The sequence below is a fragment of the Streptomyces typhae genome (assembly GCF_009755605.1).
GTDB classification, from domain to species: Bacteria; Actinomycetota; Actinomycetes; order Streptomycetales; family Streptomycetaceae; genus Streptomyces; species Streptomyces typhae.
The window spans coordinates 74,578-94,688 of sequence record NZ_WPNZ01000008.1; the positions used below are offsets into that span (position 1 = coordinate 74,578).

General features: G+C 71.9%; 19 protein-coding genes. 8 read left to right on the forward strand and 11 right to left on the reverse strand.

The window, feature by feature from the left end; genetic code table 11:
* Positions 1-116: 116 nt before the first annotated feature.
* Positions 117-1,409: a Cmx/CmrA family chloramphenicol efflux MFS transporter gene (locus GPA10_RS16020; RefSeq protein WP_157166124.1), complete on the forward strand. Its 1,293-nt coding sequence runs from the start codon at positions 117-119 to the stop codon at positions 1,407-1,409.
* A gap of 9 nt (positions 1,410-1,418) precedes the next feature.
* Positions 1,419-2,000, forward strand: coding sequence for a TetR/AcrR family transcriptional regulator (locus GPA10_RS16025; protein ID WP_157166125.1), 582 nt, complete (start codon positions 1,419-1,421; stop codon positions 1,998-2,000).
* A 28-nt stretch (positions 2,001-2,028) separates the two neighbouring features.
* Here GPA10_RS16025 and GPA10_RS16030 read toward each other — a convergent pair whose 3' ends face one another.
* A complete protein-coding gene (locus GPA10_RS16030; protein WP_157166126.1) occupies positions 2,029-2,454 on the reverse strand; it encodes a GntR family transcriptional regulator in 426 nt (141 codons plus the stop codon).
* A 1-nt stretch (position 2,455) separates the two neighbouring features.
* On the reverse strand, positions 2,456-3,448 hold the full coding sequence (locus GPA10_RS16035; RefSeq protein ID WP_157166127.1) for a DUF1648 domain-containing protein: 993 nt from the start codon (positions 3,446-3,448) through the stop codon (positions 2,456-2,458).
* 284 nt (positions 3,449-3,732) lie between these two features.
* Between GPA10_RS16035 and GPA10_RS16040 the strand changes: the two genes are divergently transcribed.
* Positions 3,733-6,057, forward strand: a complete 2,325-nt coding sequence (locus GPA10_RS16040) for an alpha-N-acetylglucosaminidase (protein WP_157166278.1) — start codon at positions 3,733-3,735, stop codon at positions 6,055-6,057.
* Positions 6,058-6,158: 101 nt separating this feature from the next.
* Here the strand turns inward: GPA10_RS16040 and GPA10_RS16045 are convergent, their stop codons facing one another.
* Positions 6,159-6,815, reverse strand: coding sequence for a DUF4360 domain-containing protein (locus tag GPA10_RS16045; RefSeq protein WP_157166128.1), 657 nt, complete (start codon positions 6,813-6,815; stop codon positions 6,159-6,161).
* Positions 6,816-7,171: 356 nt separating this feature from the next.
* Between GPA10_RS16045 and GPA10_RS16050 the strand changes: the two genes are divergently transcribed.
* The 3 genes from GPA10_RS16050 to GPA10_RS16060 all read left to right on the forward strand — a co-directional run bounded on the left by GPA10_RS16050 (position 7,172) and on the right by GPA10_RS16060 (position 10,683).
* Positions 7,172-8,035, forward strand: a complete 864-nt coding sequence (locus tag GPA10_RS16050; RefSeq protein WP_058849255.1) for a chitosanase — start codon at positions 7,172-7,174, stop codon at positions 8,033-8,035.
* Positions 8,036-8,142: 107 nt separating this feature from the next.
* Positions 8,143-9,675 carry an alpha/beta hydrolase gene (locus GPA10_RS16055; protein ID WP_157166129.1) on the forward strand — a complete coding sequence of 511 codons (1,533 nt, stop codon included), beginning with the start codon at positions 8,143-8,145 and terminating at the stop codon, positions 9,673-9,675.
* Positions 9,676-9,828: 153 nt separating this feature from the next.
* A complete protein-coding gene (locus GPA10_RS16060; RefSeq protein ID WP_198351618.1) occupies positions 9,829-10,683 on the forward strand; it encodes an alpha/beta fold hydrolase in 855 nt (284 codons plus the stop codon).
* Here GPA10_RS16060 and GPA10_RS16065 read toward each other — a convergent pair.
* The 8 genes from GPA10_RS16065 to GPA10_RS16100 form a co-directional block, all read right to left on the reverse strand.
* Complete coding sequence (locus GPA10_RS16065) at positions 10,680-12,029, reverse strand: nucleobase:cation symporter-2 family protein (protein ID WP_157166280.1); 1,350 nt, start codon at positions 12,027-12,029, stop codon at positions 10,680-10,682. The genes GPA10_RS16060 and GPA10_RS16065 overlap by 4 nt on opposite strands.
* A gap of 344 nt (positions 12,030-12,373) precedes the next feature.
* Positions 12,374-13,774, reverse strand: coding sequence for an 8-oxoguanine deaminase (locus GPA10_RS16070; RefSeq protein WP_058849258.1), 1,401 nt, complete (start codon positions 13,772-13,774; stop codon positions 12,374-12,376).
* A gap of 45 nt (positions 13,775-13,819) precedes the next feature.
* Complete coding sequence (locus GPA10_RS16075) at positions 13,820-15,208, reverse strand: nucleobase:cation symporter-2 family protein (protein WP_157166130.1); 1,389 nt, start codon at positions 15,206-15,208, stop codon at positions 13,820-13,822.
* Between the two features lie 62 nt (positions 15,209-15,270).
* A complete protein-coding gene (gene pucL, locus GPA10_RS16080; protein WP_058849260.1) occupies positions 15,271-16,218 on the reverse strand; it encodes a factor-independent urate hydroxylase in 948 nt (315 codons plus the stop codon).
* Between the two features lie 5 nt (positions 16,219-16,223).
* Positions 16,224-16,625 (reverse strand): hydroxyisourate hydrolase, encoded by a 402-nt coding sequence (gene uraH / locus GPA10_RS16085; RefSeq protein ID WP_058849261.1) that lies wholly within the window; start codon positions 16,623-16,625, stop codon positions 16,224-16,226.
* Positions 16,622-17,134: a 2-oxo-4-hydroxy-4-carboxy-5-ureidoimidazoline decarboxylase gene (gene uraD, locus GPA10_RS16090; RefSeq protein ID WP_343040939.1), complete on the reverse strand. Its 513-nt coding sequence runs from the start codon at positions 17,132-17,134 to the stop codon at positions 16,622-16,624. The genes uraH and uraD overlap by 4 nt, the downstream gene beginning before the upstream one ends.
* Positions 17,135-17,323: 189 nt before the next feature.
* Complete coding sequence (locus GPA10_RS16095; RefSeq protein ID WP_343040940.1) at positions 17,324-17,701, reverse strand: helix-turn-helix domain-containing protein; 378 nt, start codon at positions 17,699-17,701, stop codon at positions 17,324-17,326.
* Positions 17,698-17,976 (reverse strand): thiamine-binding protein, encoded by a 279-nt coding sequence (locus GPA10_RS16100; protein WP_079086547.1) that lies wholly within the window; start codon positions 17,974-17,976, stop codon positions 17,698-17,700. Before GPA10_RS16100 ends, GPA10_RS16095 begins: the two co-directional genes overlap by 4 nt.
* Before the next feature lie 125 nt (positions 17,977-18,101).
* Here GPA10_RS16100 and GPA10_RS16105 point away from each other — a divergent pair, with 125 nt between their 5' ends.
* The gene (locus GPA10_RS16105; protein ID WP_157166131.1) at positions 18,102-18,929 is read left to right on the forward strand and encodes a TIM barrel protein; all 828 of its coding nucleotides are present in this window, start codon (positions 18,102-18,104) and stop codon (positions 18,927-18,929) included.
* Between the two features lie 97 nt (positions 18,930-19,026).
* Positions 19,027-19,923: a 2-hydroxy-3-oxopropionate reductase gene (locus GPA10_RS16110; protein WP_157166132.1), complete on the forward strand. Its 897-nt coding sequence runs from the start codon at positions 19,027-19,029 to the stop codon at positions 19,921-19,923.
* The last annotated feature ends 188 nt before the right edge of the window (positions 19,924-20,111 follow it).

A 20,111-nucleotide genomic window follows, 5' to 3' on the forward strand; every position in this document is an offset into this window, starting at 1 on the left:
CGGCACGCTCAACGGGCGAACGTCGCGACGGCCTCCTGTGTGCGCCGACCGTGCCTCCGCCGCGGAGTCGGCCCAGTTCTGAAGCAGTCGATTCAGAACATGCTAACGTCCGCGTTATGAAGCACTCGCTCCAAAACCATGCCCCGGACCCCGCTCCCGCACGCACCGGCACGCCGGGCACACCGGGCACACCGGGCACACCGGGCACCCGCATACCCCTCGCCGTGTACGTCCTGGCGCTCGGCATCTTCACCCAGGGCACCTCGGAGTTCATGCTGTCCGGCCTGCTGCCCGGCATGGCCGACGACCTCGGGGTGTCCGTCCCGGACGCCGGTCTGCTGATCTCGGCCTTCGCGATCGGCATGGTCGTGGGCGCCCCGCTGCTCGCCGTCGCCACCCTGAACTGGCCACGCCGGACCGCGCTCGTCGGCCTCCAGGCCGTCTTCGTCGCCGGACACGTGGTGGGCGCGCTCGCGCCGGGCTACGCCGTCCTGTTCGTCACCCGGGTGCTCAGCGCGCTCGCGTACGCCGGGTTCTGGGGCGTCGCCGTGGCCACGGCCGTGGCGCTCGTGCCCGCCGACGCCAAGAGCAGGGCCGTCGCCCTCGTCGCGGGCGGCCTGACCCTGGCCACCATCGTCGGCGTACCGGCGGGCACCGTGCTCAGCCAGTCGGCGGGCTGGCGGGCCGCGTTCTGGGCCGTGGCCGCCGCGACCGCCGTCAGCCTGGTGTGCACCGCCTGGGCCGTGCCCGCGGGCGGGGACGGCGGCGATGAGCCGCGTTCGGTGCGCGCCGAACTGCGCGGCATGAGGCGCCCGCAGCTCTGGCTCTCGTACGCCGTCACGGCCTTCGCCTTCGGCGCGGTGATCGTCACCTTCAGCTATCTCGCGTCCTTCCTGACCGAGGAGAGCGGACTCGCCGAGGGCACGGTGCCCGCCGTCCTCGCGCTGTTCGGCGCGGGCGGGACGGCCGGGCTCGTGATCGGCGGGCGCACCGCGCAGTCGCACGCCGTCGGGACGCTCGCGGCGGGGCTCGGCGCGCTCGCCGCCGTCTCCGCGGCGCTCGCGCTCACCGCGCACACCGCGCCCGTCGTCATCGGCCTCACCTTCCTGCTCGGCCTCGCCGGGTACGTCACCAACCCCGCGCTCCAGTCGCGCGTGTTCACCCTCGCGCCGGACGCGCCCACCCTGGTCGGCGCCACCAACACCGCCGCCTTCAACGTAGGCAACACCCTGGCCCCGATGCTCGGCGGCCTGACCATCGCGGCCGGACACGGCTACGCCTCCGTCGCCTGGGTCGGTGCCGCCCTCGCCGCCCTCGGGTGCGCGGGCGCGCTGTGGGCGGCCCGCCTGGAGCGCGCGGCGCGACGGCAGCCTCGACCGGGTTTTGAAGAGGTTTTCCAGAACGTTTAGTGTGGGTCCATGGCCAGGCCACGACAGTTCGACGAGGACCGTGTCATCACCGCGGCCATGGACACCTTCTGGCGCCACGGGTACGAGGGCACGTCCACCCGCGACCTGTGCGAGAGCACCGGACTCGGCCCGTCGAGCCTCTACAACACCTTCGGCGGCAAGCGCGAGCTGTATCTGCGCGCCCTTGAGCGCTACTACGAGACGGTCACCGCCGAACAGATCGCGCTCCTGAACGCGCCCGGCTCCGCGAAGGAGCGGCTGCGGGCCATGATGCTGCACTCCCTGGACAGCGACCTCGACGCGGCCGAGGGGCGGCGCGGCTGCTTCGCGATGAACGCCGCCGTCGAGGTCGCCGCACTCGACCCGGACGTCAAGCGCTCCGTGCGGCGCACGTTCGACCGGGTCGAGGACGAGTTGTGCGCGGTCGTGGGGGCGGGCCAGGCGACCGGCGAGATCGCGGCGGGGCGCGACGCCCGCGCCCTGGCCCGGCTTGTGCAGAGCACGTACTACGGGCTGCGCGTACTGAGCCGGGTCCAGGACGACCGGACGGTCCTCCTCTCCACGGTGGACAGCACGCTCGCGGCACTCTGACCCACTCGCCCCTCGGACTCCGCCGGGCTCACGCGTCCGCCGCAGGACCCGAAGAAGCGTCCGCCGCGGAACCCTGAGCGTCCGCCGCGGAACCCGAGCCCGGCGATCCGGCGAGCGCGGAGCCCACGAGCGCGACCACCTCCTCGTCCGACATCCCGGCCCGGCGCGCCTCGGTGACGAGCTGACAGGTCATGGTCCACAGCCCCGCCCGGCGTGGTGCGGCCACCACCACCGCGCCACGCCCGGCCCGCAGGTCGATCAGACCCTCCGCCTTCAGGGCCTGGTAACCCCGCAGCACCGTGTGCATGTTCACCCCGAGGAGCCGCGCGGCCTCCCTGGCGCTCGGCAGCTTGTCGCCGATGCGCAGCGTCCCCTCGCCGAGGGCGCGGCGCACCGACGCGGCGACCTGTTCGGCCAGGGGCTGCGCCGACGAGGGGTCGATGCGGATCAGCATGTCAGCGCTCGCCCTCCGCCGAGGAGGCGACGAGGTCATTGAGCAGCCCCGCGGCCGACTCCGCGTCCTCGACGACGATCAGGAACTCGCGGTCCCCGGTCAGCTCCAGGCACAGCCCCTCGCCCGAGTGGAAGGCGAGCCCCCGGCGGCCGCCCATCGAGCGGTAGCCCCAGCCGCCGAGGTCGCGCACCGGCCTGACGAGGCGCACACGGGCCTGCCTTATGTCCGCCAGCGGGACGCTCACCCGGGGGAACGGCAGCAGCGGCAGCCCGAGAGCGAACCCCTTCGGGCCCGCACTGGCCCGCAGCAGGGACATCACGAGCCCGATCACACCGATCGGCAGCCCCACCCACGCGAGTTCCCCGACGTCGAACAGCAGCCCCGCCGCGCCCGCCGCGATCAGCACGGTGAACACGCCCTTGATCCAGGCGGGCGCCGCGGACCGGCTCCACACCGCGGTCTCCCCCGCCCTCAGGCCCACCGACAGCGGGGCGTCCCCGCCGACCGCCCCGGAGGCCTCGCCCCCGGCCGCGGACGCCGGGGCGAGCAGCGCGCCGACGGCCGCCCCCGCCAGGGCCGCGCCGGCCGGGAAGAGGATCTGCCAATTCGGCAGTTCGGCGTCGTGGGCGTCGGCGACGTCGGCGTTGGCCAGCAGGGTCATCACGAAGGCGCACGCCAGGAGCGCCGGGACCGCGAACGCCGTCGCGTACATCGAACGGGCCGCCGGACACCGCCGGGCGACCGCGGCGAACACGACGGCCGCCAAGGCGCAGATCCCGGCCATGACGAGGACTCCGGTCGTCCGGGACGCGAATCCGTCGGCACTGTCGCCGCCGAAGTGGATCGCCACGGGATCCGGCAGCGCGTCCCACCGCGCCGCGGCGAGCGCCAGCACCCCCGCACAGGCGGCCACCCCGGGCAACGCGGCCAGGACGGCCCGGCCCGTCGGACCGAGCGCCGGGACCGGGCCGTTCGTCGAGGTCGTCGAGGTCATCGAGGTTCCTCCTCCCCTCACGGCAGGTCCATGCACAGCACACGAGTTCGCGTCCGCTCCGACCCAACCGTTCGCATCATGCTAGAACAATGGCGCGCCCGTACGGAAGGGCACATGGCAGGAGCCCAGGACGGGGCGCACGGAAGGGCACCCGGCAGGGCGCACCTCGGCGGCGATCCGTTCCCCTGGGTTCACCAGGCCGAGGGTTACGGGACGGACCCGCGCCGGGCATGACAATCTTCGGTACCGTCGCCGCTGCCGCCCTGCCTCCCCCGGAGCCCCGCATGCCGCATCCGCCCCGCCGCCGCACCGTCCTGACGGCCGCCCTCACCGGCGCGGCCGGTGCCGCCGCGGCCTGTTCGGCCTGTTCGCCCGAGCCGTCGCGCGGCGCGCCGGGGGCGGCGGCCGGGGCGCCGGACCGGGCGCGCACGGGCCACGACGCCGCCGCCGCGGCCACCGCCGCCGCCCGGCGGCTGCTCCCCGACCACGGGGACCAGATCACGTTCAGGACCGTGCGGGGCGAGGGCGACACCTTCCGGGTGTCGGGGCGGGCCGGACGCGTCCTCGTCACGGGCCCCACCGCCGCCGTCCAGCTCACCGGCCTGCGCCACTACCTCAAGCACGCCGCGCACGCCACCCTCACCTGGGCGGGCGACCAGGTGGACCTGCCCGCGGTCCTGCCCGCCCCGGGCCCGCCCGTGCGCAGACGCGCGAACGTCCCGCACCGCTTCGTCCTCAACGACACCAACGACGGCTACACCAACGCGTACGCCGACTGGGACTACTGGGAGCGCGAACTCGACGTCCTCGCGCTGCACGGCTACAACGAGGTCCTCGTGTACGCCGGCGCCGACGCCGTCTACCACCGCCTCTTCCAGGAGTTCGGGTACGGCGACGAGGAACTGCGGGCCTGGGTGCCGGGGCCCGCGCACCAGCCGTGGTGGCTGCTCCAGAACATGCAGAACACGCAGAACTCGCAGGACTTGCAGAACTTGCAGGACTTGTCGGCGTGCCCGCACCCCTTGTCCCGGCAACTGCTCGACAAGCGCGCCCGCCTGGGCCGCCGCATCGCCGACCGGGTGCGCGAGCTGGGCATGACACCTGTGTTCCCGGGCTACTTCGGCACCGTCCCGGACGGTTTCGCGGGGCGCAATCCCGGGGCGCGGACCGTGCCGCAGGGCACCTGGACGGGGCTCGCGCGCCCGGACTGGCTGGACCCGCGAACCGAGGCGTTCGCCCGTGTCGCCGCCGCGTTCTACCGGGTGCAGGACGAGCTGTTCGGGCCCTCGACGATGTACAAGATGGATCTGCTGCACGAGGGCGGCAAGCCCGGTGACGTACCGGTCGGGGACGCGGCGAAAGCCGTCGAGAAGGCCCTGCGGACCGCGCACCCGGACGCCGTCTGGGTGATCCTCGGCTGGCAGCACAATCCTCCGAAGGCCCTCGTCGACGCCGTCGACACCTCCCGCATGCTCGTCGTCGACGGCCTCTCCGACCGCTACCCGACGGTCACCGACCGGGAGTCCGACTGGGGCTCCACGCCGTACGCCTTCGGGTCGATCTGGAACTTCGGCGGGCACACGGCCCTCGGCGCGAACACCCCGGACTGGGCCGATCTGTACGAGAAGTGGCGCACCAAGGACGGCAGCACCCTGCGCGGCGTCGCGCTCATGCCGGAGGCCGCCGACAACAACCCGGCCGCCTTCGCGCTCTTCTCCGAACTGGCCTGGCGCGACGCCGAGTCGGACGGGCACCTCGACCTGAAGGCGTGGTTCGGCGACTGGGCCGTGGTGCGTTACGGCGGGACCGATACGCATGCCGGGGCCGCCTGGGACGTACTGCGCCGCACCGTCTACGGCACCACCCGTGCCGACGAGTGGGCCGAGGGCGCCGACGGGCTCTTCGGTGCCCGGCCGGGGCTCGCCGTGCGGTCGGCCGCGTCCTGGTCGCCGAAGGAGCTGCGCTACGACCCGGCGGACTTCGAGCCCGCCCTCGACCACCTCCTCTCCGTACGGCGACAGCTGCGGAGGTCGTCCGCGTACCGCAGGGACCTGCTCGACGTGGCGCGGCAGGCCCTGTCCAACCGGAGCCGGGTCCTGCTGCCGCGCATCAAGGACGCCTACGACGCCCGGGACACCGGCCGCTTCGACGACCTCACCCGCACCTGGCTGCGCCTGCTCGACCTCCTCGACCGGCTCGTGGCCACCGACGCACGGCATCTGCTCGGCCGCCATCTCGCCGACGCCCGCGCCTGGGGCGCCGACGCCCGCGAACGGGACCGGCTCGGCCACGACCAGCTGTCGCTCCTCACCGTGTGGGGCCCGCGCGCCGGAGCCGAGAAAGGCCTCCGGGACTACGCGAACCGGGAGTGGGCGGGCCTGGTCGGCGGGCTCTACCGGCTGCGCTGGAAGACCTTCTTCGGCGCGCTGCGCGCCGCACTCGACGACAACGACCGCGAGGACGCCGACGTGGACGCCGACGTGGACATCGACTGGTTCGCCCTGGAGGACCGGTGGACGCGGAACCCGGGCCGCCTCGCCGTACGACCCACCGGAGACACGTACGCGATCGCGAAGCAGGTGCGTGACACGCTGGCCGAGAGCGGATGAGGTGCCGGGCCCACGGCAGGACGGCGACGAACCGCCGCGGGCGCGACCCCCTCAGGGCCCGTGGGCCTGGTCAGTCCTCAACGCGACGGATCAGGCCGGGTTCAGCTCGGGTCCTCCCGCGGGCACTCCTTCCACTTCACGCGGTAGATGGTGCTGATGTCCCCGTCGGTGGAGTCCATCGTCATGAAGCTGGTCTTGTTGCGGTCGGAGCTGCCGAGGTCGACGCGCAGCTCGGTGTTGATGTTGAAGTTGCGCTGTTTGCCGCAGGGCGCCCAGACCAGCTGGGTGACCTCGGTCTCGTCGGTGGCCTGCCAGTTGTCGGCCACCGGGCCGCTGAAGACGTGCGACTTGGCGCCCGTGTCCGGGGAGCCCTGGAAGTAGTACGACGCCTTCTCGGTGCCCTTGGCGCCCCGTTCGAGGGAGGCGAAGCCGCGGTAGTCGGCACTCGCGATCGCGTAGGTGAAGCCGTGCGGCACGTACACCTTCAGGCTGAGCTGACAGTTCTTCCGGAACGCGGTGGGCGAGGAGTTGCCGCCCGCCTGTGCCAGATAGTCGCTGTAGGTCACGGTGAAGGCCGTGTTGTCGTCCGAGACGGAGACGGCGGCGGTGCCTCTGGGGCAGCCCGATCCGTTCACGGTGGCAACTTCGATCACAATCTTGTCCGGCGGCGGATCGGCGATCTCCGACGGATCCTGCGCGGGCAGTCCCGCGGCGAGCAGGACGGCGAGCGAGCCGCCTGCCAGGAGTGCAGCGGTCATGGTTCTCCCATTCGTTGCTCGGCTCACGACGGCATCCGCGCAGGGCGGACCGAGGTGAGGTGGGGGATACAGCTGTGCTGGGAGGAACTGACTCAGCCCTCGCCCGCGGTGATGAGCGGGCCCGCGAGCGATGAGCGGAGGCTGAGGGTGCTGGGATAGTACGGACCAGCGTGAGCAGCGACTAGAGCGATGTCCGGCCATGTACGGGCGACGCCGCGCCCCCCGTGGGACCCCCGGGAAAGCCGTCGCGCCGCGGTACCGGTCCGCGCTCGACGGGTGTACGCCATCCCCAATCTCTGGTAGGAAACCTTCCTAACAGACAGCGGAACACAGAACTCCCCCACCTGGAGGACCCGTTGTACGCTCCCCGCACCCCCCGCTCACGCACGTCACGACGTGCGGTCATCGGTCTGGTCGGCGCCGCCCTGATCGCCGGGCCGCTGGTGGTCACCCAGACCGCCGGCGCGGCCCCCGCGCCGAAGCCCGCGAGCGCCGCCCCCGGGCAGCTCGCCGCCGGGCTCGACGACCCGGCGAAGAAGGAGATCGCCATGAAGCTCGTCTCCAGCGCGGAGAACTCCTCATTGGACTGGAAGGCGCAGTACAAGTACATCGAGGACATAGACGACGAGCGCGGCTACACGGCGGGCATCATCGGCTTCTGTTCCGGCACCGGCGACATGCTCGACCTCGTCGAGCTGTACACCGAGCGCAAGCCCGGCAACGTCCTCGCGAAGTACCTGCCCGCGCTGCGCCGCGTCAACGGCACCCCCTCGCACGCGGGTCTCGACCCGAACTTCACCAAGGACTGGGCGAAGGCCGCACGGGACACCGACTTCCAGAAGGCGCAGAACGACGAGCGCGACCGGGTCTACTTCAACCCGGCCGTCAAGCAGGGCAAGGCCGACGGCATCGGCACGCTCGGGCAGTTCACGTACTACGACGCGATCGTCATGCACGGCAACGGCGGCGACAGCACCAGCTTCAAGAACATCCGCAAGCGCGCCCTGACCAAGGCCAAGCCCCCGGCGCAGGGCGGCGACGAGGTCAAGTACCTGCACGCCTTCCTCGACGCCCGGGTGTGGGCGATGAAGCAGGAGGCGGCCCACGAGGACACCAGCCGCGTGGACACCGCGCAGCGCGTGTTCCTCAACAAGAAGAACCTGAACCTGAACCCGCCGCTGGACTGGAAGGTGTACGGGGACTCGTTCCACATCGGGTGACGGCCCGCTCCCCCTGGCCCCCTAGGGGCCGCATCGGGGTGATCCCCGCCTCCGTGCGGCCCGTCGGGAGGATGTGACGGACGGGGCGGCCGAGCCAGGATCTTCGCATGACGAAGCCCAAGCGCCTTACGCCGAAGGCCAAGCGCCATCGCACCGCGCTCCTGCTCGCCGCCTCGGCCGCCGTCCTCGGCGGCCTCGTCCCGCCCGCCACCGCGACGGCCGCGCCCGCCACCGGGACGGCCGCGCTCGACTGGCGGCCGTGCGCCGGAGGGGGCGGCGGCGGGGGCCGGGCGCTCGACGCGCGGCAGGAGTGCGCCACCGTCGAGGTCCCCGTGGACCACGCCGACCCCGGCGGCGCGCGGACCACGATCGCCGTCTCCCGCATCCCCGCCGAGAAGCCCTCGGCCCGCCGGGGCGTGCTGCTCCTGGCCCCCGGCGGCCCCGGCGGTTCAGGTCTGGACAACCCGTCCGGCAAGGGGCAGCGGCTCCCCCAGGAGATCCGCGACCGCTACGACCTCATCGGCATCGACCCGCGCGGCATGGGGCGCTCCGCCCCCGTCGACTGCGGCTTCGACCCCGCCGACCTCGGCACGTCGAAGCAGCGGCCCTGGCCCGCCGCCGACGGATCGGTCACCGCCACCATGGAGACGGCGCGCCGCATGTCCGCCGCCTGCGCCCGCCACGGCGGCGACCTGATCCGCCACATCAGCACCGCGAACAACGCCCGTGACCTCGACCTCGTCCGGGCGGCGCTCGGCGAGCGGAAACTCTCCGTGTGGGCGGTGTCGTACGGGACCTACGCGACCGCCGTCTACGCGCAGTTGTTCCCGCACCGCACCGACCGCGTCGTCCTCGACAGCGTCGACGACCCCGACCCGGAGCGGGTCGGCAGGGGCTGGCTCGCCGCGCACGAGCGGGGCGTGGAGGACGCCTTCCCCGAGTTCGCCGCGTGGGCGTCCGCCCCCGGCACGGCCGATCGCCTCGCCGGGACGCCGGCCGGGGTGCGCGCCCTGGTCCTCGGGCTCGCCGCCCGTCTCGACCGCGCGCCGATCCCGTGGCCGGGCGCGAACCCCGCCGAGCTGAACGGCGACGTCCTGCGCCAGTCCGTGCTGACCGCGCTGTACGACCCCGACGACTTCCCCCGGCTCGCCGAGCTGATCCGGGCCGCCCGGGAGGGCAGGACTCCGCCCGCGCCGCCGTCCCCGCCCGCGGCGGTCCTGCGGAACTCCGTGACCGTCGGCGCCGGGACGCTCTGCAACGACATCGCCTGGCCGAGGTCGGCCGCCGTGTACGCGAAGGGGGTCGCCGCGAGCCGCGCCGCGTTCCCGCTGACCGCGGGCATGCCGCGGAACGCGATGCTGTGCGCGGCCTGGCCCTACCGGCCCCAGGAGGCACCCGTGCGCATCACGGACGACGGTCCCTCCAACGTCCTCCTCGTCCAGAACGAACGCGACCCCGCGACGCCCCTCGCCGGTGCCCGCAGGATGCGCGAGGCGCTCGGCGACCGGGCCAGGATGGTGGTCGTGGACGCCACGGGCCACGACTCCTACCTGGACAACGGCAACGCCTGCGGCGACCGGACGGTCAGCCGCTTCCTGGCGACGGGCGAGCGGCCCGCCGGGGACACGTACTGCGGCTAGAAACCCCGCCGGGGGCGCGCGGCCCCGGACACCTCGGAGGGTGACCGGGGCCGCGGGACGGTGCGTGACCAGGGCCGCGGGACGGTGCGTGGCCGCGGGCCCCGGCCGGAAACCTGTTGCCGCGCCGCCTCCCCGCCCCCTACGTTCGCGGGCATGACCGCCTACGTACTGGTGCACGGCAGTCACGGCTCGGGGGCCTTCTGGGCGCCGATCGCCCGCGAACTGGCCCTGCGTGAACACCACGTCGTCGCGGTGGACCAGCCGTGGCACGGCACGGAGGCCCATCTGCCCACCGCCTACCAGACCCAGGACCTGTACGCGCTCGCGACCGAGCCGTCGCCGCTCGCCGGCATCGGCCTGGACGACTTCGAGCGGCGCGTCACCGGTGCGGTGCGCCGGGTCGCGCGGGCCGCGCCGGACGGGCGTGTGGTGCTCGTCGGCCACAGTATGGGCGGCTGCTCCGTCAGCCGGGTGGCGAACGCCGTGCCCGAACTCCTCGCGCACCTGGTCTATATGACGGCGTGCTGCTTCAGTCCCGGCGTGCCGAGCATCGACGCCGTGATGACCAGGCCCGAGGCCGCCACCGCGGTCGTGCCCGCCGGGCAGGTCGTCGGCGATCCGCGGGAACTCGGGGTGCTGCGCCTCAACTTCCGCAGCGAGGACCCCGAGGACCTCGCGGTGTTCAGGGAGATGTTCTGCGCCGACCACGCGGAACCCGATTTCCTGCGCGTTCTGGCCGGGCTCCAGCCGGACGAGGCCGTCGACGTGAACGGCGACCACGCCGTCGGCGAGATCGCGACCTGGGGCCGGATCCCGCGCACGTATCTGCGCTTCGGCGCGGACCGCCTGCTTCCCCCGGCGCTCCAGGACCTCATGATCCGCCTGGCGGACGAGCGGACCCCCGACAACCCCTTCCGGGTCCGGGACTTCCCCGCGGCGCCCCACATGGGGCCGCGGGACCCGGACCCGGTCGTGGCGGCGCTGACCGGCCTCGACGACGGGCCCTAGTGTGCCGCTGCCTGTTTCGGGACGCGGCTCTCGGAGATCTCCCCGCCCGGTTCCATCGGGGCGGTGACCTCGTCGTCCTCGCGGTGCCTGCCGGTGTGGTTGAACAGCAGATTCAGGACGACCGCGGCGACGCAGCCGGTGGAGATGCCCGAGTCCAGGATGATCTTCGCGGTCTCCGGGAAGGCGTGGTAGAACGCCGGCGCGGAGATGGGGATCAGGCCGACCGCGAGCGAGACGGCCACGATCAGGACGTTGTTGTCCCGGTCGAGTCCCGCCTTGACCAGGGTCTGGATGCCGCTCGCGGCGACCGAGCCGAACAGGACGACGCCCGCGCCGCCGAGCACCGGGCGCGGCACGACCGCGATGAGCGAGGCGGCCATCGGGCACAGGCCCATCAGGACGAGGAAGCCGCCACCGGTGGCGACGACGTACCGGCTGCGGATCCGCGTCATCGCGACGAGGCCGATGTTCTGCGCGAAGGCGCTGCACATGAAGCCGTTGAAGAGCGGGCTGACGGCGGAGCCGAGGGTGTCGGCGCGCAGGCCCGCGGCGATGGTCTTCTCGTCGGCGGGGCGGTCCACGATCTCGCCGAGGGCGAGCATGTCGGCCGTCGACTCGGTCATGGAGACGACCATGACGACGCAGAGGGAGACGATCGCGGCGGCGGCGAACTGCGGTGCGCCGAAGTGGAACGGCGTCGGGAACCCGACCACGTCCGCGTCCGCGACCGGGCCGAAGTCCGTGACGTCGAAGGGGATCGCGACCAGCGTGCCGAGCACCAGGCCGAGCAGTACGGCGATCTGCTTCACGAAGCCGCGCGTGAAGCGGCGGAGCAGCAGCACGATGAGGAGCGTGATGCCCGCGAGGGACAGGTACTTCGTCGAGCCGTAGTCGTCGGCCCCCGGGTTGGGGCCCTGCATCCAGCCGAAGGCGACCGGCATCAGGGATATGCCTATGAGGGTGATGACCGTGCCCGTGACGACGGGCGGGAAGAAGCGGACCATCTTCGAGAAGAACGGGGCCGCGACGAAGCCGAGCAGCCCCGCCACGATCACCGCGCCGAAGATGATCGGCAGCGCGTCGTCCTTGTCCTTGGTGGAGTCGACGACCGCGAGCATGGGCGCGACACCGGCGAAGGTGACACCGTTGACGAACGGGAGCCGGGCGCCGATCTTCCAGACGCCGAGCGTCTGGAGGAAGGTCGCGAGTCCGGCCGTGAACAGACAGGCGCCGGTGAGGAAGGTGAGTTCCTTCGGCGAGAGGCCGACCGCCGCGCCCACGATGAGCGGCGGTGCGACGACGCCCGCGTACATGGCGGCGACGTGCTGGAGGCCGGTGGTGGCCATCTTCAGGGGCGGCAGCTTCTCGTCGACGGGATGCAACGTCCCCTCGCGGTGCGCGGACCCTTCGGGATCGGGGGTGGTGGTGCCTTGCTTGGTGAACCTGGGCTCGGTCGCCACTGCGGCTCCTCCGGTTGTTTTCCTGTGCCGGCCGCTGACCGGCACGCGCTTCTGGGAGGTGGTGCGTGATGCAAGGACTTGCTCGGTATGGAGTTGTTCTGCGCCCAGGTAGTGCTGACCGCCCCGGGCACGTGAGGCTTTGGGCCACGTGCCCGGGGCGGCACCCGAGCAGCCCGCTCGGCTGCTCGGGTCCGGTCGGGGGCCGTCCCCCCCGACCGGACGTCCAGGGGTCAGCTCCCGGCGGCGATGCGCGCGAGTCGCTGTGCCTCGTCCCGCGTGGCGCGGGCGACGGCGTCCTCGTCGACGTGCAGCAGGCGGCCGTTCTCGACGACCGGCTCGCCGTTGACGAGGGAGAGGGTGACCGGTGCCGCGGCGCCGAGGACGAGCGCGGTGACCGGGTCGGCGATCGAGGCGTGTCCGATGCCGTCGACCTTCCAGAGCACCAGGTCGGCGAGCTTGCCCGGCTCCAGGGAGCCGATCTGGCTCGCCCGGCCGAGGACCTGGGCACCGCCGTACGTCCCGAGGCGCAGGGCCTGCCGGGCGTTCAGGGCGGCTTCCTTGTGGGCGCCCAGGCGGTTGATGAGGAGCGCGTTGCGCAGTTCGGTGTGCAGTTCGCCGGACTCGTTGGAGGCGGTTCCGTCCACGCCGAGGCCGACGGGGACGCCCGCGGCGAGCAGGTCGGGCACGCGGGCGATGCCGGCGGCGAGGCGGGCGTTGGAGGACGGGCAGTGGGCGACGCCGGTGCCGGTGCGGGCGAACGCGGCGATGTCGGAGTCGTTCATGTGGACGCAGTGCGCCATCCACACGTCGTCACCGAGCCAGCCGGTGGACTCGAAGTAGTCGGTCGGGCCCATGCCGAACAGCTCGTGGCAGAACTTCTCCTCCTCCACCGTCTCGCTGCCGTGGGTGTGCAGGCGCACCCCGAGGCGGCGGGCGAGTTCGGCGCCCTGCCTCATCAGGTCGGTGGAGACGGAGAACGGCGAGCAGGGGGCGATCGCGACCTGCGTCATCGCGTCGAAGGACGCGTCGTGGTGCTGCTTGACGGTCTCCTCGGTGGCGGCGAGCGCGTCCTCCAGGCTCTCCACGGCGAAGTCCGGGGGCAGCCCGCCGTCCTTCTCGCCGCGGTCCATCGAGCCGCGCGCCAGGGTGAAGCGCACACCCGTCTCGCGGGCCGCGCCGATGACGGCGCCGGACAGGTCGCCGGAGCCCCGGGGGTAGACGTAGTGGTGGTCCATGGCGGTGGTGACACCGCCGCGGGCCATCATGGCGAGGGAGCCCTGCGCGGCGGCGCGGACCATCGGCTCGTCGATGCGCGCCCACGTCGGGTAGAGCGCCACCAGCCAGTCGAAGAGGTTGTGGTCGGTGGCCAGACCCCGGGATATCCACTGGTAGAAGTGGTGATGCGTGTTGATGAGGCCGGGTGTCAGCAGGTGGCCGGTGCCGTCGACGCGGCGCCCGACGTTCTGAAGGCCCTCGGGAGCCTTCCCCGCGCCGACCGACTCGATCCGGTTGCCCGCGACGACGACATGTCCGGACGCGTACTCGGTGTCGTTCGCGTCCACGGTCGCGATGGCGCAGTTCTCGATGACGGTGCGCGTACCGGCGCCGTCGTGGGTTGCCGATGCTGCCATGGTGCTTCCTTACGTGAGTGGCGAGATGCTGGGCACGGCATGACCCTAGGAAGATTTGAGTGCCGCGACGGCTTCTGCGTGCTGCGTGCCGCCGCGGGTGCCGAGGTGGTGGAAGAACAGATTGAGCGTGACCGCGGTGAGCGCGCCGGCGCTGATGCCGGAGCCGAGCACGGTCTGGGCCCACGCGGGGAAGTCCGCGTAGAAGGCGGGCGCGGCGAGCGGGATGATGCCCGCTCCGAGCGACACGGCCACCAGGATGATGTTGGAGCTGTCGTCCAGGCCCGCCTCGGAGAGCGTACGGATGCCGCTGACCGCGATGGACCCGAAGAGGACGATGCCCGCGCCGCCGAGCACCGGCATCGGTACGAGGCTGACGACCGCGCCGAGCACCGGGAAGGCGCCGAGGACAAGCAGCGTCCCGCCCGCGACGGCGACGACATAGCGGCTGCGTACACGTGTCAGGGAGACGACGCCGACGTTCTGCGCGAAGGCGGAGGTCGGGAAGCCGCCGAAGACCGGCCCGATCAGGGTGGCGAGGCCGTCGGTGCGCAGGCCCCGGGTGATGGTCCTGCCGTCGGTGCGGCGCTCGCAGATCTCGCCGAGGGCGAGCATCCCGGCGCTGGACTCGGTCATCAGGACGAGCATCACGATGCACAGGGACAGGATCGCGGCGGGGTGGAACTCGGGGGCGCCGAACGCGAACGGCTCGGGCACGGCGGCCACGGGCGCGGACCTCAGCGCGGCGAAGTCGGCGAGGCCGAACGGTATCGCGGCGAGCGTACCGATGGACAGGCCCATGAGCAGGGCGACTTGCTTGAGGAAGCCGCTGCCGAAGCGCTGGAAGAGCAGGATGACGACGAGCGTGAACGCGGCGAGCGCGAGGTAGCGCATGTCGCCGAAGTCCGCGGCCTCCTTGTCGCCGCCCTGCGCCCAGGCGACGGGGACGGGCATCAGGGTGACGCCGATGAGCGTGATGACGACGCCGGTGACCAGCGGCGGGAAGAAGCGCAGGAGGCGGCCGAAGAAGGGTCCGACGGCCAGGCAGAAGACGCCGGCGACCATCACCGCGCCGTAGATGGCGGGGAGTTGGTGCCCGGTGGCGCTGTTCTCCGCGATGGCGAGGATCGGGGCGATGCCCGCGGAGGAAGCGGCGTTCACGAACGGCAGCCGGTTGCCGACGAACCCTTTGACGCCGAGGGTCTGGAGGATGGTGGCGAGTCCGGCGATGAGCAGGCCGGCCGCGATGAGCCTCGTCTGGGCGGCGGTGTCGAGGCCGACGGCCTGCCCGATGATGAGCGGAGGGGTGACGACGCCCGCGTACATGGCGGCGATGTGCTGGAGCGCGGCGGGGACGAGCCGCGAGGGGTGGAGCTTCTCATCCACTGGATGACACCCGGGATCTGACGTCCCGTCGGGTATTGCGGGCTGTGCCATAGCTGTCGTTCCCTCCGGTGTGGCGCGCCCAGGCGCATCGGCGGCGGGGCGCGCGTCCCGCGTCAGAGGTTGGTCATGTCGACCGGGATCCTCGCCTCGGCGCCGTCGCGCAGGATGGTGGCCTCGATGAGGCCGTAGGGACGGTCGGCGGCGTAGTAGACCGCGCCGTCCTTCGCCTCGTTGTCGAGGCCGCAGAAGGACAGGTCCTGGCGGAAGTGGTGCTTGTTCGGGGCGGAGAAGCGGATCTCGTCTATCTCGCTGCGGTTGTTGATGACCCGCGAACCCATTTGGTACAGCGTCTGCTGGAGGGAGAGGGAGTAGGTCTCCACGAAGGCCTGGAGGATGTGCTTCCTGGACTGCTCGTAGGACTTCTCCCAGCCGGGCATGCGCTGCTCGTCGCTGGTCCAGTTGTGCCGCCACCACGTCGAGAGGGACGTGGCGAGGATGCGGTCGTAGTCTTCCTTGAGCGTCGTGTACTTGTCCTTGATGTAGCCCCAGAACTCGGAGTTCGTGGAGTTCATCACGGTCAGGTCCTTCAGGCCGCTCAGGACCTCGAACTCCGCTCCCCCGTCACCGTCGGCGGAGTAGGTGATCTGGGCGAGCCGGGTCTCCTGGCCCTTGCGCACGAAGGAGTGCTTGACCTCGTCGGCGCCGATGAACCGCGAGTTGGCGTCGGAGGCGGCGATGCGCTCCCAGGCGTACTCCTCGATGCGGATGCGGGCCCGGTGGATGGAGGGCTGGCTGTCCACGAAGTGCCGCGCGAGGTGGATGCCGTACTGCTCCGCGGACTCGATGCCGTACTCCTTGGCGAACGCGAAGCAGGTGTTCTTCGTCGTGTCCGTCGGCAGGCAGTTGGCGTTCGAGCCGTTGTAGTGGACGTCGTCCAGGTCGCCGGAGAGCGCGACGGAGACGTTCAGGTCCTTGATGTGATGGGTGTCGCCGTCCCGCGTGATCTTGACGACCCGGTTCTCAGCCTTGCCGTACTGGTTCTGTCCCAGAATGGTGGGCATCTTCGCTAGCTCCCTCGGTAAACGGAGTAGCCGAACGGGTTGAGCAGCAGCGGTACGTGGTAGTGCTCGCCCGGTACGACGGCGAAGGTGATCGCCACTTCGGGGAAGAACACTCCGTTCGCACCGCTGTCCCGATTCGCGGGGGCGTCCTGCTGTGCCTCGGCTTGCTGGTCCTGCGTCTTCAGGAAGTACGGCTCGACGGCGAAGTCGAGACGTACGTGGGTGGTGCCCTCCGGCAGCGCCGGCAGGTCCTTGCAGCGCCCGTCCGCGTCGGTCCTGCTGCCGCCGAGCGCCTTCCAGTCACCGCCGCCGCGGGCCGACAGGGAGACGGCGACGCCCTCGGCGGGGCGTCCGACGCTGGTGTCCAGGATGTGGGTGGACACGGAAGCCGTGGTTTCGGTGCTCATGCGGTCCCCTCCTCCAACAGGCGGGTCAGACGGATGCGGTTGATCTTGCCGAGTTCGGAGCGGACGGTCTCCCGCTCCTGTTCGGGCGAGTTGCCGATCCGTTCCTCGACCGCGTCCCGCATCTGCTCGCCGGTACGACCGGTGGCGCAGATCAGGAAGACGTGGCCGAACTTCTCCTGGTAGGCCAGGTTCAGTTCGAGCATCTCGGCCTTGAGCTCTTCGGAGGCGCCCGCCATGCCCCGCTGCTCGCGGGCGGAGGTGGGGTCGCCGGGCTTGGGGCGGCCGATCGGCGGGTGCCCCGCCATCGCTTCGGCCAGGTCGCCCGCGGTGAGGTCGGCCATGGCGGCGTCGCTCGCGGCGAAGAGGGCGTCGGCGGTGGCGTACGGGCGCTGGGCGAGCAGCTTGCTCCCCCAGGCCGAGGAGGCGCAGGCCTCGTGGAGCGCGGCGGTGGCCGCGGCCTCCGGCAAGGCGTTGAACCGGGCGATGCCCGGCGTCGTACGGGAAGTCACGGGAGCCTCCGTGGCCTTGTGCTGAACGGGCTGCGGAACAGCTAAGACCGTCAACAACAGCGCGTCAACAGTTTGTTGAAATCATTTGAACAAAGAAGCCGCCACCCCGGGGAACGGGTGACGGCTCGACCGCGCTGTGTGACGCCGCGCACGTTCCGGACGCGTCGCCGCCGCGTCCTGGACGTCGCGCTATTTGCCTTTCGCGGCGTTCTCCCTGTTCAGGTAGTTGTAGACGGTGAAGCGTGACACCCCGAGGGCGCCCGCCACGGTCTCCACGCCATGGCGCACGGAGAACGCGCCCCGGGCCTCCAATATCCGCACGACCTCCTGCTTGGCCTTGCGGTCGAGCTCCGCGAGGGGCTTGCCGCGCTGGCGCTCCAGGCCGAGCAGGATGTGGTCGAGGGAGTCGGCGAGCTGCGGCAGCCGCACCGCGACCACGTCCTCGCCCTCCCAGGCGAGCACGACGTCGTCGGGCCCGGCCTGGTCCGGCGCCACCATCTCGCCGCCCATCGCGTCCACGAGGGGCTTGACCGCGGCCGCGAAGGGGACGTCCCCGAATCCGGTCACCTGGCCACCTCCCCCGGCGCGGTCCGCCCGCCGGGCTCCGCGATCACATTGACCTGGAGCGAGACGCGGGTGGCGCCGGCGCCGAGGGACCGGCGCAGCATGGCGTCGACGGCCGTGAGGACCGCGTCGACGTCCCCCTCGGCGGTGTTTCCGAAGGGCCCCACGTCGACGGCGTCGAGGTCGGCGCCCTGGATGACCTCACGGGCGGCCACGGCGTGCGGCGGGGCCTCGTCGAGGTCGAAGGGCTCGGTCGTGAACTCCACTCTCAATCGCACGGCGCCAACTTAACGCGGCCTCTTGATTTTCCGGCAGCCCCTCTTGACAGCTTCCGCGGATCGGATGCAGTCTTCCATCAAGCAGAAATGAACTTCCGCAATACGGAAGGAGCGCGGAAGCCCCCATGGGATACTCCGACCAGCGCTTCAATGTGAACCTGTCGATCCTCTTCACCGAGCTCCCGCTCCTGGAGCGGCCCGCGGCCGCCGCCGCGGCCGGCTTCGGCGCGGTCGAGCTGTGGTGGCCCTGGGTCGACGCCCCCACCCCCGAGCGGTCCGAGCTCGACGCCTTGAAGAAGGCGATCGAGGACGCGGGCGTGCGGCTCGTGGGCCTGAACTTCTACGCGGGACAGCTGCCGGGCCCCGACCGCGGGGCGCTGTCGATCCCCGGCGAGGAGAGCGCGAGGTTCCGCGCGAACCTCGCGGTGGCGGCGGACTTCGCCGAGTCGCTCGGCTGCAAGGCCCTGAACGCCCTGTACGGCAACCGCGTCGACGGCGTGGACCCGGCCGCGCAGGACGCACTCGCCCTGGAGAACCTGGTGCTTGCGGCCCGCGAGGCCGACCGCGTGGGCGCGGTCCTGCTGATCGAGGCGCTGAACGCCCCCGAGTCGCCCAGGTGCCCGATCGTGAGCGCGCCCAAGGCGATCGAGGTCGTCGACAAGGTGAACGCCGCGACCGGCCTCGGCAACGCGAAGTTCCTCATGGACCTGTACCACCTCTCCATGAACGGCGAGGACCTGCCCGCCGTCATCGAGCGGTACGCGGCTAAGACCGGGCACGTGCAGATCGCCGACAACCCCGGCCGCGGGGCTCCCGGAACCGGGGCCCTGCCTCTTGAGGACCTTCTCGACCAGCTGCGGAAGGCCGGGTACGACGGGTGGGTCGGCCTGGAGTACAAGGCCGGGGACCGGGCTAGCGCAGAGTCGTTCGGCTGGCTGCCGTCTGCGGACTAGACCGCCGCTTCGCGGCGGATGTCTCCCACCCACCCGCCCGTCACCCCGCACCACACAGCCGATGTACCACAACGGCAGTCATCGAGAGAGGTTCCCCATGAGCACCACCCTCCCCAAGGTCGCCTGGATCGGACTCGGGATCATGGGCTCGCCCATGTCCGAGAACCTGATCAAGGCGGGGTACTCCGTCACCGGTTTCACCCTGGAGCAGGACAAGCTGGACCGCCTCGCCGCGGCGGGCGGCACCGCCGCCCGGTCGATCGCCGAGGCCGTCGGGGACGCCGACGTGATCGTCACGATGGTGCCCGCGTCGCCGCACGTCGAGGCCATCGCGTACGGGCCCGACGGCATCCTGGAGAACGCCCGCTCCGGCGCGCTGCTCGTCGACATGTCGTCGATCACCCCGCAGACCTCCGTCGACCTGGCGAAGGCCGCGAAGGCCAAGGGCATCCGCGTCCTCGACGCCCCGGTGTCCGGCGGCGAGGCCGGTGCCGTCGAGGCCGTGCTCTCCATCATGGTCGGCGGCGAGCAGGCCGACTTCGACGCGGCCAAGCCGCTCCTCGACGCGCTCGGCAGGACCATCGTGCTGTGCGGCCCGCACGGCTCCGGTCAGACCGTGAAGGCAGCCAACCAGCTCATCGTCGCCGTGAACATCCAGGCGTGCGCCGAGGCCGTGGTCTTCCTGGAGAAGTCCGGTGTGGACCTCAAGGCCGCCCTGGACGTGCTCAACGGCGGCCTCGCCGGGTCGACCGTCCTGACCCGCAAGAAGGACAACTTCCTGAACCGGGACTTCAAGCCGGGCTTCCGCATCGACCTGCACCACAAGGACATGGGCATCGTCACGGACGCCGCCCGCAACGTCGGCGCGGCCCTGCCCGTCGGCGGCGTGGTCGCCCAGCTCGTCGCCAGCCTGCGCGCCCAGGGCGACGGCGGCCTCGACCACTCGGCGCTGCTCCGCTCCGTCGAGCGCCTGTCGGGCAGCCCGGTCGCCTGACACCCGGCCGCCCGGCACCCCCGGCACCCGAGCCCTTCCGGCCCCGGGTGCCCCGGACTTCCGGGCCGCGGCGTCGCTGACACCTGTCCTGTCGCGCCCAAGCGCCGCCGCGGTCCGGAACCCCACCCCCAACTTCAACAAACTGTTGACGCGGTTGTTCGGAGGTCCTTACGCTCCGGTGCACCGTC